The organism is Nibribacter koreensis, assembly GCF_039541795.1.
GTDB classification, from domain to species: domain Bacteria; phylum Bacteroidota; class Bacteroidia; order Cytophagales; family Hymenobacteraceae; genus Nibribacter; species Nibribacter koreensis.
The window spans coordinates 234,440-250,195 of record NZ_BAABGX010000002.1; the positions used below are offsets into that span (position 1 = coordinate 234,440).

Consider the following 15,756-nt stretch of genomic DNA (forward strand, 5'->3'; position numbering starts at 1 on the left):
GCCAAAGCAAGCCAAAAACATTCTAGCCAAGACATCGGTATGAAACCTAGTTTGGCGTGTACTTGTTGTGGGAGCGCATACGTTTTATCCTAAACCCTTTACACTGGCAGGTCAACCAACCGTTTTTGGCCTGTTTTTGAGAAATTGAATGAAAAAGATATTTTTCTTCCTACTGCTATTCTTCTGCATTTCAACAGCATTTGCGCAAGTTCAGGACACCACTAAGCAACAGCAGATTGACCAGCAGCTTTTGGACTCTTTGAAGCGCTCCATCATTCTGGACTCTGTAGAAGTGCTTCCGCAAGCCTTAAACATTAAGGGGTGGCTCTTGCTCAATGAGGATATTAAAATTGAGCTAGGCGGCGCGGTAGACAACATGTACAACTTCAAGTTTGAGACCGCTGAAAAGCAGTTCAAGTCCTTGAGACGTCGGTACCCTAAGCACCCTATGCCCTATTTCCTGCTAGGCCTGAGCAACTGGTGGAAAATGGTACCCTCCAACATTAGAGACACCCGCTATGACGCCACTTTCATGGCGTACATGGATACTACTATCACTTACGCAGAAAACCACTACGACGCAGATAAGAATAACTTAGAAGCGGCTTTCTTCCTGTCGGCGGCCAATGGTTTTGGTGCGCGCCTACAAGCAGAACGCAAGAACTGGCGCAAGGCGGCGATTATGAGTAACCGCGCTCTGGATTATCTGCAGAAAAGTAGAAAAGCCAACGGCTTAAGTGACGAGTTCCTATTTGGCGAAGGCTTGTTCAATTACTACGCTGTTTGGATTAAGGAGAATTACAAGCTTTTGCGACCCGTGCTTTTGTTCTTCCCGAACGGAAATAAATCACTAGGCTTGCGCCAGTTACAACAAGTAGCCTTCAATGGTTTCTACACTGGCACTGAGTCCAAATTCTTCTTGATGAAGATTTATGCCAATGACGCCAAAAATGACGCCGCTGCCATGTCCCTTGCACAGTACCTAGCAGCTACTTATCCTGACAACCCCTACTTCCAGAGGTTTTTCGCGCGCATGGCGTTTACCCAAGGCAACTTCCCGGCAGTAGAATCCACCTCCTTGGCCATTTTAAACAAGGTAAGAAAGAAAACATTTGGCTATGAATCTATCAGTGGACGATACGCCAGTTTTTATTTAGGTTATATTTATCAGAACAAATACAAAGACTTCACTGCGGCCAAGGACTATTACAACCAATGCATTAGCTTTGCCGAACAGAGCGGAGAACAGGAGTCTGGGTATTACATTGCTTCTTTTGTGAATTTGGCCAGAATGAGTGACAAGGAGAAAAATGTGAAGCAAGCAAAAGCCTATTATGAGACGGTGCTAAAGCTGGCTGATTCTAAGTCAGATTCTGAGAAAGAAGCTAAGGCGTATATAAGGAAGAATAGGAAAGTAAAATGGAATTAAAAGACTTATTACTCGCTCCATTATACTTGATAATTATTTATGCCACCGCTTTTTGGGCTAGGTCTAAATACACAAACAAATTCACTAAAAAATATTTCATTCCAGCTTTATCATTAAAACTAGGTGGCGCCATATCACTAGGACTAATTTACCAATTCTATTACGGTCCTGGCACCACAGTGGGGGGTGATACTGGCAATTATTACCATCAAGCTAAAATCATACTTTCTGCTTTCGAAGATTCAATTGACTATGGAATTAGATTATTTTTTTCCAATGGCGAATTTGTTTCAGAGTTGAGAGTTTATACCAAACAAATGCAGTGGTATAAGTCTCCTACTGAATATTTTATCATTAAAACTGCAGCAATTTTTGGGATTATAAGCTTTGGTTCTTATGCCGTCATTGCGATGATGTTTGCCATCACAAGCTTTAGTGGCTTATGGGTAATGTTTAAAACATTTTTAAAAATATATCCAACGCTTACAAAAGAATTTGCCATTGCCATTTTCTTTCTTCCATCTGTTTTCTTCTGGGGATCTGGACTTATGAAGGATTCACTTACACTAGGCGCTTTAGGTTGGGTTTTTTATGGATTCTACGCCACATTTATAGAGAAGAAAAATATACTTTTTAATTTTCTCATTTTATTTGCAGCCTGTTATGTCATATATGTTGTGAAAGTATATATTTTATTATCTTTTCTACCGCCCGCCCTGTACTGGGTATTTACTGAGAACAATAGCAGAATCAAAAGTGGCGCAATACGTGCTTTAGTTAAACCTATCTTTATTGCATTAGGGCTGGTTTTCGCATACTTAGGAGCCACTATCATTACTGCAGAGGATGAGAAATATTCTTTGGATAAAATAGGAGAACGAACAAGAATAAATAGTGTTTACCTTTCTGAATACCAAGCGTCAGGCTCAGCATACCACATAGGAACATTAGATGGGTCTATTGGGAGTATGATTTCAGTTGCTCCTCAAGCGATAATTGTCGCTTTATATAGGCCATTCCTATGGGAGGTTCGAAATCCATTCATGCTTCTTTCCGCCTTTGAAGCGCTTCTGTTTATTTTCTTAACTCTAAAAATAATTCTTAAAGTTGGTATTTTCAAAATAATTGGCTTTGTTACCTCTAAGCCAATTATTACTTTCTGCATAACTTTTTCATTAATATTTGCTTTTGGAGTCGGTACCAATAGCGGAAATTTTGGCACTTTGGTTAGATACAAAATTCCACTAATGCCATTTTACCTCTCAGCATTGTATATTATGAACGCTTATTTAAAAAGACCCAGAAATACTAGACGGTTGGCTGCCACGGAGTAAGTACGTTCAATTTTTTTTCTTGCCTCTTTACCTAAATTTGCCCTTATGCTAATATCGTCCATTAACTTCTTTAGGGCAGAATGCCATTGATCAGGGGTATCACAGATGAAGCCGTTGATTCCATGATCAACTACTTCAACATTCATACCCACGGGTGAAACAACGGCCGGAATACCTAACGCCATATACTGAAGTGCTTTAAAAGCACACTTTCCTTTAGCCCATGGGTCGTCTACCAAAGGCATTACCCCAACATTGAATCTTAACAAATCTAAAATTTCAGTTTCTTTTTGCCAGGGAATAAAATGCAAGGATTCCAATTGGAACTCTGGCTCTTTATTAGAAATAACCAGAAAAGTAAACGAGTAATTTTTCTCCAACTGTTCCAATATTGGTAACAGCGGCAATAGATATTTCATGGTAGAATGGGTACCTGTCCACCCAATGACTATTTCGGGCGTATTTTGATCTTTAACCATATTATGGTGACCCACCGTATCAATGGTAGTAGGATTTACAAACGCAGAATCATTGAATTGTTTAGCATATGCCTGAAGGAAAGAATTGCCACAACTCACTTTATAACTCCACTTACAAATAGAAGCTACTTTCTCATGCCATTTAATACCTGCTGCAATTTTGTTGTTCTCTGATGTGTTAGGAATCCAAATGGCGTCATCAAAGTCATAAATTATCTTTTTCCCTAACACCTTGGCAACTACCCATTCAAACCAAGGAGGACCAATTGGAGTGGCCTCTCTATGAATATAAACATAATGATAACTCGGGACTTTGAAGAGAAGTAAAAAACGAAGAAATAAACCTTTTACAGTACCAAATACTTTCGCCAAAGTAGCATCAGGTTTATAAAGGATATCCCAAGTGCGCAAATCAAAAAAGGAAAACACCTCAAAATCTATTGATTCTCTTGCTAGTAAATCAAAATATTGCTCAAATCTAAATCGTTGTGAAGGTGCTTTGCCTATCGGATAAGGAACAACAAATAGAATTTTTTTTTTCACAGAAAAAAATATTTTCTAATTAATTAAAAATAAGTTAGTTAAAATTGGCAATTAATCGTTAATTTTTTTTAAAATCAGCAAACAGCTAATTCTTAAAATACCTGACAACATAAGGCTGTATCTTTTTTTCTGCCAAATAACTAATGAATAGAATTGTAATTACAAAAAAAACAAATCTCCCTATATACGAATACACTGTCCCACTAAACAATTCTATTCTACTAAACAGGACCAATAAAGGAAAATGAAGTATATATATACCATAAGAAATACCTCCCAACAAAACCGATTTATTTATAATCATCTCCGACACCTTCTCAACCCATGCAGACCTATTGAAGTAAAATAAAATACTTACAATATACAAAAAACCAGGAATAACAAAATATGATATTAAATGCTGATTCCTATATAGATATAAAAAAGTTAATGATGGCAAAAACAGCAAAAAATACTCTATTATTTTTTTAAATTTTAAGCTAAATCCAATATACCAACTTAATATCAATATCGCATATGGCAAATAAGAAAAGTCGACAAGTTTATTCATTATTTTTGGCCAATAAACATTATGATGTCGTAATTGGTATCCAAAAGAAAATAATTCAATTTTATTCCAAATAGTCGTCATAACATTAAAATAACTCAAACTAATTAACAAGAAAATACTACAAATTAATTTAGTATACTTGATATCTATTTTTTGGCCTTTACTATAAAATGATAATAAGAATCCAGCAGACCAAAAAGTAAATCCAACGCTATATGAGGTTAAGGCTGGGAAACCAATATAATCAACATAGAAAAAGGACAAAAAAGAAACTATTATCGTAATAAAAAAAACCAATACTGGTTTAATGTTAAAAAGTGAAATTGGAATAAAAATTATATAAAAAATCACTTCATAATGTAAAGACCATAATGGATTATTCTCCCAAATAATTTTGTCAAACCAAACTTGAGTAAATAACACATTATGAATTATAGTAACCAAACCATAAGTCTTATTAGAAACAATTAATGCAAAACAAAGACTGATGAGATAAATTGGATATAATCTAATAAACCTTTTTCGCAAGTATAGTTTAATTAGTTCCCATTTAATAAGTCTTTCGCTGCTCAAACCAATCACATATCCTGAAAGGACAAAAAAGATTAAAACTGCAAAATGACCCAGAGTATCCATAAATAAGATCCTCTCCGGTGAAAAGTAAGGATCAAGATAAAAATCATAAACGAAGACATGGTGGACTACAACAATAATAGCTACTAACCCCCTCAATGCTTCCAAATCTTTTTTAAACTTTTTATCTTGAACACATGAAATTGTCAAATTTCTATTCACAATATTTATATTATTAAAAACCAATAAATCTTATTGCGATTTATATTTTACACTTTTACTATTCTAAAATTAAAAATGCCTATGAACTTAATCTATTATTTTTTATTAAACCTCTATAAAGCGCTTCATAAAACTGAACTCCATTATCAATGTCATAGTATTCAAGGGCGTATTTCCTTAATGCTTCTTTGCCTACCCTATTATATACAATTTCTTGAAGAGCATCCTTTATAGATTCTTCATTTGAAAGGTCCTTTATTAGAGATCCTGAACCTAGAAATCTATTAATAATATAATCCACGTCACCAATACCCGCAGGCGAAATCACAGGAATTCCGCTGGCCCAGTATTCTCCTAATTTTGTGGGGCTCCTCCCTATAACAGAATATTTAATTTCATATAAGATTACTCCTAGGTCAGAGGCCACTAAATATTTATGAACATCTTTATACTCAGCAGAAGTAACTATTACTTTTTGTTGTGCTGTGCTATTAAACGCTTCAATTTCAGCCTTCACATTTCCTTGAACAGTTTTGGCCAACAAAAGAAGGTATGCCTGCGGTATATGTTGGAGCAGCGCTTCGTAAATTTTAAAGATATCTTTGATATTATAAGCACCACCTAGTGACCCACTGTAGATCAAAACAAAGGCGTCTGCAGGTATACCTAATTCAACTCTAATAATTTTCCTTTGATGTGCCGTATATGGTTGAAAGGTGTCAAAGTCTACGCATGTAGGTATAACACCAATTTTGTTTTCTTTTGCCCAGCCATGCTTCACAATTTCATCTTTTCCTATATGGGTAAGGGAAACGACTTTATCTGCTGTACTAAAGAATTTTTGCTCTTGGCTTTTAAGGTATTTGTACAAGGGTTTGTAGATAGCACCACTCCTTGCACCGCTTTCAAACTTTTCATCTGTCCACCAACCTCGCATGTCAAAAATAAACTTAACCCCATACTTAGTCTTCAATTTGTAACCTAGGGTAGCCACTAATTGAGCCCTGCAATGCACTATATCAAATTTTTTAAATTTATGTAATTGCTCTACCTTCTTCCAGCCCTCCTGTAACAGAAAGTAGGTGGATAAGAAAGAATATTTATTTGAATATTCTAAGGGGTGCCAGGTAATGGAAGTTCCTGCTAGCTCCTGTTCAATTCTAGCTTTTCGCCCTTTATATACTTCTGGCTTCTCGAAACTGACTATATCATACTCCACGTTTTTAGTACTTATCCGCTTTAGGTAAGCAATTACCTGTGACTGCCCCAGAGGGTCGGTCATACCATCTAGAGATAAGTACAAAACCTTTATTCTATCAAAGTTCCTCATGCTCTATTGCTTATGGTTTCTGTACCAATCCAAAAACTTTCTAAGACCAGTTTCTATAGGAGTTTGTGGATTGTAATTAATTAATTTGGAGGCTTGCTCTATGCTGGCATAAGTAATGTCAACATCACCTGGCTGCATGGGTAAGTGTTCAATTTGTGGCTCTTTACCCATTATAGTGTATAAATGATTTATTAAATCTAATAATTTAACAGGAGTACTATTCCCTAAATTTATTACTTCAAATATCTCTGTATTTCTTGAGATGAATTCAATGGAATTCAAAATTCCAGAGACAGTGTCTTCCACATAAGTATAGTCTCTAGCAGTACTTCCATCTCCAAACACAGTTATTGGAATGTTGTTGTCTATCAACTTCACAAACTTGTGGATTGCAAGGTCGGGGCGCTGCCGCGGGCCGTAAACAGTAAAGAACCGAAGATTGATGATATCAATTTTATATAAGCTGTGATACACATGATTCAATAGTTCACAAGCCTTTTTAGTAAAAGCGTAGGGTGAGATAGGATTATCTACTGCATCTGTTTCTTCAAATGGCACTTTTTTGTTATTGCCATATACAGAAGAAGAAGAAGCAAATACCAGCTTTTTCATATTCCGCTTATGCATCCATTCCAATATATTATTAGTGGCCGAAATATTGGCTTTAATATATCCGTTAGGATCATCAATGGAAGGCCTTACACCAGCTTTGCCAGCCAAATGCACTACTATATCTATAGGTTCAGTAATGGCTTCCATGCGCCCTACTTCTCCTAAATCAAATTCGTGAAAAGAAAAACTAGGGTTCTCTAGTGCCACTTGAAGATTTTCTTGTTTTATAAGCCGTGAATAAAAAGAATCAAAATTGTCTATCCCAACTACTTCATTATTTAAATCCAGCAGTTTTTCTACCAGATTAGAACCAATAAAACCGGCTGCACCGGTAACCAATATCTTAGCCATTTGAACCTTTTTGAAATTTTACGCTTAATTAAAAAACCTTATGCGCCTATAACCAACATAGCCTCATAAATGCTTTAATTGCAGGTATGTAATCACGGTTACTTAAATAAGAAAGTACCATTATGCGGGTAATCTTATATTTTAAATACAATAAATCTAGAAGATTTACTGATGGAAATTCATGTTTAATAATACGATACAGGTTCATATAACCTGATTCCAAACCTTTCAGGTTCTTCATGGCCGAAACATGTCCAGTCCTGTATAGTAGAATCACGTCATCTGTAAAAGAATAATTCCCTTGATCTGCAATTTCAATAAAAAAAAGCCTGTCTTCTCCGTGAGTAAGTCCTTTTCGGAATTGATACACGTAATTTAGCTGCCGTTTAATCATCCATGTATTCCCCAAGAAGCAATCACCACTAATTCCTACAAGCTTTGAGAAAGGATTTCCTTTAAAAATGGGTAGATAGTCCCGTTTTACGTTCTTCAACTCCACATCCATGACTAGCACTCGGCCGTCAACAAAGCTAAGAGAAGCATCGTGTGCAAACACATTTAATCTACTTGCAAGGCTTTTCTCCGGGAGTATATCATCAGCATCAAGAAAGCAGAAAAAATATCCTTGCATGAGAGACAGACCTTTATTTCTAGCTGAGGACACTCCAGCATTATCTTGATATAAGTATTTTATTCTGCTATCCTTAAAATTAAGAACTACTTTCTCTGTTAAATCAAGGCTTCCGTCATTTATAACAATAAGTTCCCAATTAGAGTACGTTTGATTTATCACGGATTGAATTGCCTCCCTCACATAGGCACCAGCATTGTATGCCGGCATTATAATAGATACTAAAGCAGAATAAACAGTCATTTTCTAAGTACTTATGCCAACAGATTGGCAGATGACAATGTAGGGCTAAATTTATTTAGCCGTAACGAGTTTAAACAATTGCCGTAACCCTCTTTATATTTTCCTTAAATTTTTTTATTTGATCGAAACAATATTCCGCAAAGGAGTACTTTGATTTAAACACATTCAGAGTTTCTACTAACCTCATCATTTCAAAATATGATAAATCCCCTTCCTTAGCTGACCCCTTCAGATATTTATACAGAGCAAAAGGTCTTTTAACAATTTTTAAACCAACTATAATTACATATTTCCAATAAGCCGATTTAAATTCACTTTTAGTCAGTGAGCCATTTTTCAAGAACAAGTCATAAACAAATACTGGAATTCCAGAACTAGCACTTCCTCTCCCTAGTCTCAAAAAGTAGGGCCAGTTTACACGGTCAGCAGGCATGTAGTGCTTAAATCTAAGAGATTCATCATAATAAAGCTGGTAATTAGCCAATTTAAACGCTTTACCTAACTCAATATCTTCGCCCCCAGTTAATTTATCCCCAAAACGTCCACTATTCAGAAAGCTAAAGCCACAGATATCCAGCAACCGCAAGCCAGACCTTCTGACCATCATACAAGCCCCATATAGATTTTGATCTACACCCTTTAATTGCCCAGAATGTACTCCCTGCTTACCCACAGCAAATACTAGCGATTTTTTAGAGAACCACTCTGGAATAGGAATATCAGCGGCAGCCTCTGATTGGCCACCTAAAATACCAACAGCAGGATACTCCTCCATAAGATGATAAGATCTTTGCAAAAAATCTTCTTGCAACCAATTATCGTCGTCACAGAAAAGTATATACTCATACTTTGATTCTGCGATACCTTTATCGCGAGCAGCACTTAATCCTGGAATATCCTGATCAACTATATTGAATTCTACTGCTGAATTTAAACGATTCCACTCACATAAAGCTACTTCTTTTGTATTATCCTTGGATGCATTATTAACTACTACAATCTCCCAAAAGAGGTTATCTGTTTTCTGGACAGCAAGATGCGCAAGTGTTGGCGAAATCTTAGCTGCACTATTATAACAACAGATTACTACGCTTACTCCTTTTTTAAATTCCATTAATCTTTCAAAAGTGCTAGAACCCGCTTTTGCTCTTCAGGCTTCAACTCATGTTTAAATAAATTTGATTGAATTTGGGTTAGAGATATTGGCAATATGGTCCGCAAGGTTTTATAAGCAATGGAAAGGGCAAAAGGTATTTTAGATTTACTTATTGCCAATAATAATTTTACATAAGTAATCATAAGTCCCATTGAAAGATTCCTTTCCTGAATAGCCTCAACGAAAGAATATACAACAGAAGACTTTCCCAAAAGTGCCGCTTTCTCTGCATTTGTAAAATACAGTTTAGCGAACAGCGCCTTCATCTTATCATCTAAAAGCTGTTTCTCCTTTACAATCAAATAGGTTTTATTGAAAGTCTTTATCCTAGACATAAAGCGGGAATCAGCATTATCCCCACTACTTATACGGCCTTCCTTTTCATCTCTCCTAAGAAAACAGTCTGGAAGAGAATTTGACTTCTTATATTTCAATTGATTTACTAGCGCTTTAATATGGATTTCCCAATCCTGCCAGGTAAGGGCTTCTTCATCCCAACCACTAATCGCCCGCAAGGCTTCGATTTTCCAAATTGGGCATGATGTTTGCCAAGGGGCATCAAAGTCTAAAAACCTGTGCAAATCGTCTTTGTCTGTTTGAATGTTCCAAAATATATTGGAATCTCCTGGTGTTTCTTTAAAAACTAGCATTGGAAAAACTGCGAAGTCCAAGTCAGGATTATCGCGCAAGAATTTCACCCTCTGCTCTAAACAGTAAGGAGCCAAAAGATCATCCGAATCTAAAAATATAACATAATCCCCCTTTGACTCTATCCAACCTATATTTCGACAAGTAGGTGCTCCCTTAGGAATCCGGTTTCTTTTCAAAAATCGAGCCCTGGGCTCACCTCTTATAAAAGCACTAACTACTTGCTCGGTGTTATCTGTAGAACAATCATCTACAATTATTGCCTCCCAATTAAAGTAAGACTGTTGTTGCAAAGAAAGAATTGTATCATTGATGAATTCCTCCCTATTAAAAGAAGGAATAACAACTGAAACAAGCGGGTTATCACTTTCCATTTATATTTAAAACTATTATTATCATTGCCCATAATAGTACCATCTAGACTAAAGAAAATATTTAAAGAACTGGTTCAATCAATTTAAGCTAATTAAAAGCTATAAGAGAAATTCTTTCCAAAGTTTCAGCTAATATAAACAACATTTTTCATCAGTAAGATATTGCTTATAAGCAAAATAAATCATCCTCTCATCTTGGTAAAAATCATATTCACCTCAATCAAGGGTTTTATTTTAAAAAGAAAAGAAAGGAATATATAAATAGTAACTCCAGTCACAATAAGCAATAATAATACAATAATCGGGCTAAGATTAAAGTTAATAAGCATTAGTTTGACGCCATACACCCCTAAACCCATCACTACAGAAATTAATGTTGTAGGTAAAAGCGAATCAAAAATATCCCTTAGTTGTAATTTTATAATTCTTCCTGCTAAAAAAAGAGAAGGCACAGAAAGCATAAGCGTTCCTAACATATAAGCCATTGCTACCCCCATCACACCCCATTGGATTCCAACGAAAAAAGAAATACATCTAAAGGTGCTTGTAAATAATGCCCACCTAAGTTGAACCTTAGTTTTGCCCTGAGAATTAAAAATCCACCCTACTGTAGTCGTAATTGATTGAACTAGCCCTACAACACAAAGTACCTGAAGTATCGGTACAACATTTACCCACTTATCCCCATAAATAGAAAGAATAAAAGAGTCAGCCACTATTAGAAGTCCGATCATCATCGGAAATGTAACAAATGCTATTATTGTAATTGATCTTATATAAATACTTCTTACTTTGGATACATCGTCTTGTATAGCCGAAAGTGCTGGAAACATAACTTTCGTTATAACTGCAGTAATTTGGGTAATAGGTAAAAGCATTAAAGTGTAAGCCCTTGAATAGACTCCTAATGCGCTTGTACCTATAAACTTACCAACAAGCAAATTATCTAAATTTCTTACCCAATAGTTTAGAATACCAAATCCTAAGAGGTTACTACTATATCCAAACAATTCTTTGAATGCTAATTTATCAAATTGTGGAACAGGCTTCCAAGGAGATATTATCCAAACAAAAATCGCACTTAAAGCACTTGAAATTATATAGTTCAATACTAGGCTCCAAACTCCAAAACCCATGTATGCTAATATGATACATATTACGCCTGAAAGTATACTTGTAGAAATATCAACTTTTGATATCTTCTTAAAATCAAGTGACTTTGATAGAAGGGACCTTTGGACGGAGCTTAGAGAGGTTAAGATGAAATTTAAAGACAACACCTGTGCTATTGGTTTTAATTTAACTTCATTATAAAATAATGAAATATAATTTGCTCCAAGCAACATTATTGTAGCTAAGAATATGCTTACTCCCAAATTCACAAAAAAAACGGTATTTATATGTCTAGGCTCTATTTCCTTTTTCTGGATCAAGGCAGAACCAAGCCCCATATCAACAAAAATTGAGGCAAAGCCAGTAAAAACCAATACCATTCCAATCAATCCGTAATCAAGTGGGCTTAACAGTCTCGCCAACACAATTCCTAACACAAAAAGAATTAGTTGAACTGCAACTTGCGTAATAGTACTCCATTTAAGTCCATTAAGGATTTTAGAGTTAGGGCTTGAAATCAAAGGGTTATCCACTATAATAATTATCTTTCTAGCTCTCCAATTAGATATCTAATTGGTTCCAATGATGAGATTCTTTCTTTTTCTACTTTTTGGAAAAGGTCTGCCCTATTAAGCTTTAAATAAGAAATAAATTTTTCAAATATCATTACTGTACTTTTTGGCTCTAAAGATTCAATATCAAGTATGAATTCCTCATCAATAAGCTTCTTAAACAACTCTTTCGTTTTAAACTCATATGCAATAGGCAGAACAGGAATCCCCACTGATAAGGCTTGGATTGCTGAATGCATTCTAGTTGAAATTGCAATATCAGCACTTTGCATAACTTCCTTTAACTTCTCTGGTTTATTAAAGCTCCTATCAACTATGACTTTAGTCTTTACTTTTTCAGGCAATAAGGAAAATATTTTTTCAGCTACTAAAGAATCATCATACCAATACTCTTGTATACCTTGACATGTTGAGATAAACACTACCTCACCATCTAGTTCTTGCACCACATATTCGCATAGTGCTGCAATTGAACTGTAGTAGTCAACGGTACCCTCTTCAACTCCTTTAAACTTGAAATACGGCCAATCTCTTACTGAGATTATAATACGGAAAGGAGTTCTAAAACTTTTGTGCTTAGCATTTTCTATTATTTCTGAATCTGCAACTGCAAAAACAACATCTGCACAAACATGTGCATTCTCCATATTTACTCCAATACTTTTTAAATTATCAAAAGAAGCTTCATCTCTTAGAAGAATGAGTTGTGATTGGTTAAATATTCTTTTAACATTCTTTATATTCTCATCACTATTAAAAGGGCCCAAAGATTGTGTAAAAAAAACTAATGGTTTTTTAAGCGCCAATGTCAGATCATAATCAAAAAACCTTGGTGTCAAATCATAGTTTTCTACTAAGATTGTCCCTCCAGTTGAAATCACTAAATCTGCAGAATTATAAATAATTAAATCCTCTCTCTCTCTTTTACTTAACAAGCTATAAGCTAACACCTTACTCCCTACAGAAAGTAGTTTAGCAGAAGAAAGCAACCTCTTTAAAAGTAAATTATTATAAATTTTCGCTAATCGAGAACCAATTCTACCACTCTTTTTTACTATATATTTTAAATATACTAATTCCCTGTAGTTAATACCAGGGTAATAGTTTTTAGCTATTTCTGCATTGTTGTCATAAACTACAATATCTAGATCAGCACCATATGCTTTTCTTAACACTTTAATCATTGCATCTAAAATAGCAAAGTCTCCGCCATTTAATGAAACAACATTAGAAATAATAACCTTCATTAGCTCTACTATTTTTACTTATCTTGTTATAAACAGCTATCAACTTGTTTACTTCTATTCGCAAATTAAAATCAGACTCCACTTTTCTCCTTGCACAAACTACAGTTTCTCTGATTGTAGAAGACGGAGCACTTATGAGAGCATCTACAGTTCTTGCAATTGAACTTATATCCCCCTCTTTAGCCATTAGCCACTTGTTTTCTAAAGGCACCACTTCAGGTATTCCCGAATGATTTGTTACTACACATGGCAATCCTAACGCTTGGGCTTCCATGATCACAGTTGGAATTCCTTCTCTATCACCGTTTGATGCAATTTTACTACACAAAATAAATGCATCTGACTTTTTCATATAAACAACTGTTTCTTTGTGGGAAACAGCACCAAGAATATGGATATTATTACTTAAATCATTTTCTTCAATATACCTTTGAATATCATAAAGCATTGGGCCGTCTCCCACAATCTCTAAACACAAATCAGGATAGTTCTTTAATAGAAGATGAAAAGCTTGTACAACATCAAAGTGCCCCTTCTTTTCAACCATTCGACCTACTGATATAAATTTCCTAATTTTCTTATCAAGAGGCAGAGAAAAATCATAATTCTCAACTTTTTTTCCAACGTGAATAATGTGAATTTTCTCTGGCAAACAACCAATTTTCACAAGATGCTCTTTCATCATATTTGAAACTACAGTAATTACTGTAGCTTTTTCAAAAAGAATTCTTAACTGATTAACCCAAAACATATCATTTGGTAAAACGAAAGCATCAAAGCCATGAAAAGACACAACTAAAGGTATATTATATTCTTCAACAACCGGATGTATTATACAACCTTGTGGGCCAAAATGAGCATGAACCACGTCAACACTCTGAAAGGAACAATTATTTCTTACTGCATCCCTTTCCCTCTTTAACCAATTTATTTTCCCTGCATCAGTTACAAAAAGAGTTTTTAACTTATTGTATACTTTTGAGAAATTATTAATTGAGTCATTTTGAGCAACAATTGAAACATCACTGTAAGGTCGTTCTATATCATTTTCTCGTTTTTTTGCACAAATCATATTTTTTATTCCAACATCATCTAATTGCAATATTAAATCGTAAATAAATGTCTCTGACAATGGGGAAAAACTATGACAAAAATGCAATACTTTCATTTACAGTAAACTATTTATGTGAATAAAAAAATTATTTAAAACCTATTAAACAATTAAATTACAAAAACTCATTCATCAATTATCACTTTTTTATTAACTACATCAATTATAAGCATTATACTGTTATTATAATTTTCAATTTTATATACAGTATATAATAAAGTCAAAATACTAAATCAGCTAAATAATGCTAGCCTAACGTTCTCTATTTTATTTTTTAATCTATATCTTTTCCACAAGTAATTGTTGAAAATAACTCACTGTCTTTGCTAATCCTTCACCCCTTCCCACTTTTGGTTCCCAATTCAAAATTTCTTTTGCTTTAGTAATATCTGGTTGACGCTTCTGGGGGTCATCAATTGGCAATGGCTGATAACCTAATCTTAGCTTAACTCCTGTAAGTGCGCAAATCTCTTCTGCAAATTCTCTGATAGTTATTTCAGAAGGGTTCCCAAGATTTATAGGCAAGTGATAATCGCTTAAGAGCAACCTATAAATACCTTCAACAAGATCATCAACATAACAAAACGATCTTGTTTGTGAACCATCTCCAAAGATTGATAATTCTTCACCTTTTAAGGCTTGGCTCATAAAGGCTGGCAAAACCCTGCCATCATTTAGGCGCATTCGTGAACCATATGTATTAAAGATGCGCACTATCCTAGTCTCTAAACCATGATGCATATGGTAGGCCATGGTCATGGCTTCTTGAAACCGTTTGGCTTCATCATAGCAGCCACGAGGGCCTACGGGATTTACATTGCCCCAATAATCCTCTGACTGTGGATGCACCTCAGGATCACCGTACACTTCAGAAGTAGAAGCTATTAAAATACGTGCTCCTTTGGCCATGGCTAGCCCTAGAAGATTATGGGTGCCTAATGATCCAACTTTCAATGTCTGAATAGGGATTTTTAAGTAATCTATAGGAGAAGCCGGAGAGGCAAAATGCAAGATATAATCTAGATGACCTGGCACATGCACAAACTTCGAGACATCATGATGATAAAACTCAAATTGCTCTGATTTGAATAAATGTTCAATATTTTTCAGATCACCCGTAATGAGATTATCCATGACAATAACATGGTACCCTTCCATGATGAAACGATCACATAAATGCGAACCTAGAAATCCTGCCCCACCTGTAATTAAGACTCTCTTTCTCGCTATTGCCATGT

At 35.1% G+C, this 15,756-nt stretch carries 13 protein-coding genes; 2 read left to right on the forward strand and 11 right to left on the reverse strand.

Annotated features, from left to right (window positions below):
• Positions 1-148 precede the first annotated feature (148 nt).
• Positions 149-1,429, forward strand: a complete 1,281-nt coding sequence (locus tag ABD880_RS08240) for a tetratricopeptide repeat protein (RefSeq protein WP_345164525.1) — start codon at positions 149-151, stop codon at positions 1,427-1,429.
• Positions 1,420-2,763: a hypothetical protein gene (locus ABD880_RS08245; protein WP_345164527.1), complete on the forward strand. Its 1,344-nt coding sequence runs from the start codon at positions 1,420-1,422 to the stop codon at positions 2,761-2,763. The genes ABD880_RS08240 and ABD880_RS08245 overlap by 10 nt, the downstream gene beginning before the upstream one ends.
• Here ABD880_RS08245 and ABD880_RS08250 read toward each other — a convergent pair.
• The 11 genes from ABD880_RS08250 to ABD880_RS08300 form a co-directional block, all read right to left on the reverse strand.
• On the reverse strand, positions 2,715-3,785 hold the full coding sequence (locus ABD880_RS08250; protein ID WP_345164528.1) for a glycosyltransferase family 4 protein: 1,071 nt from the start codon (positions 3,783-3,785) through the stop codon (positions 2,715-2,717). The two genes, ABD880_RS08245 and ABD880_RS08250, sit on opposite strands and share 49 nt — an antisense overlap.
• A gap of 85 nt (positions 3,786-3,870) precedes the next feature.
• The gene (locus tag ABD880_RS08255) at positions 3,871-5,130 is read right to left on the reverse strand and encodes an acyltransferase family protein (protein ID WP_345164530.1); all 1,260 of its coding nucleotides are present in this window, start codon (positions 5,128-5,130) and stop codon (positions 3,871-3,873) included.
• Between the two features lie 79 nt (positions 5,131-5,209).
• Positions 5,210-6,460, reverse strand: coding sequence for a glycosyltransferase (locus ABD880_RS08260; RefSeq protein WP_345164532.1), 1,251 nt, complete (start codon positions 6,458-6,460; stop codon positions 5,210-5,212).
• A 3-nt stretch (positions 6,461-6,463) separates the two neighbouring features.
• Positions 6,464-7,423, reverse strand: a complete 960-nt coding sequence (locus ABD880_RS08265) for an NAD-dependent epimerase/dehydratase family protein (protein ID WP_345164534.1) — start codon at positions 7,421-7,423, stop codon at positions 6,464-6,466.
• A gap of 46 nt (positions 7,424-7,469) precedes the next feature.
• A complete protein-coding gene (locus ABD880_RS08270; RefSeq protein ID WP_345164536.1) occupies positions 7,470-8,297 on the reverse strand; it encodes a glycosyltransferase family 2 protein in 828 nt (275 codons plus the stop codon).
• A 70-nt stretch (positions 8,298-8,367) separates the two neighbouring features.
• The gene (locus ABD880_RS08275) at positions 8,368-9,411 is read right to left on the reverse strand and encodes a glycosyltransferase family 2 protein (protein ID WP_345164538.1); all 1,044 of its coding nucleotides are present in this window, start codon (positions 9,409-9,411) and stop codon (positions 8,368-8,370) included.
• Positions 9,411-10,475, reverse strand: coding sequence for a glycosyltransferase family 2 protein (locus tag ABD880_RS08280; protein ID WP_345164540.1), 1,065 nt, complete (start codon positions 10,473-10,475; stop codon positions 9,411-9,413). The genes ABD880_RS08275 and ABD880_RS08280 overlap by 1 nt, the downstream gene beginning before the upstream one ends.
• Positions 10,476-10,657: 182 nt before the next feature.
• Positions 10,658-12,109 carry an MOP flippase family protein gene (locus ABD880_RS08285; protein WP_345164542.1) on the reverse strand — a complete coding sequence of 484 codons (1,452 nt, stop codon included), beginning with the start codon at positions 12,107-12,109 and terminating at the stop codon, positions 10,658-10,660.
• Positions 12,110-12,129: 20 nt separating this feature from the next.
• Positions 12,130-13,407 (reverse strand): polysaccharide pyruvyl transferase family protein, encoded by a 1,278-nt coding sequence (locus tag ABD880_RS08290; RefSeq protein WP_345164544.1) that lies wholly within the window; start codon positions 13,405-13,407, stop codon positions 12,130-12,132.
• Positions 13,388-14,575 (reverse strand): glycosyltransferase family 4 protein, encoded by a 1,188-nt coding sequence (locus tag ABD880_RS08295; protein WP_345164545.1) that lies wholly within the window; start codon positions 14,573-14,575, stop codon positions 13,388-13,390. Before ABD880_RS08295 ends, ABD880_RS08290 begins: the two co-directional genes overlap by 20 nt.
• Before the next feature lie 222 nt (positions 14,576-14,797).
• The gene (locus ABD880_RS08300) at positions 14,798-15,754 is read right to left on the reverse strand and encodes a UDP-glucuronic acid decarboxylase family protein (RefSeq protein ID WP_345164547.1); all 957 of its coding nucleotides are present in this window, start codon (positions 15,752-15,754) and stop codon (positions 14,798-14,800) included.
• Positions 15,755-15,756 lie beyond the last annotated feature (2 nt).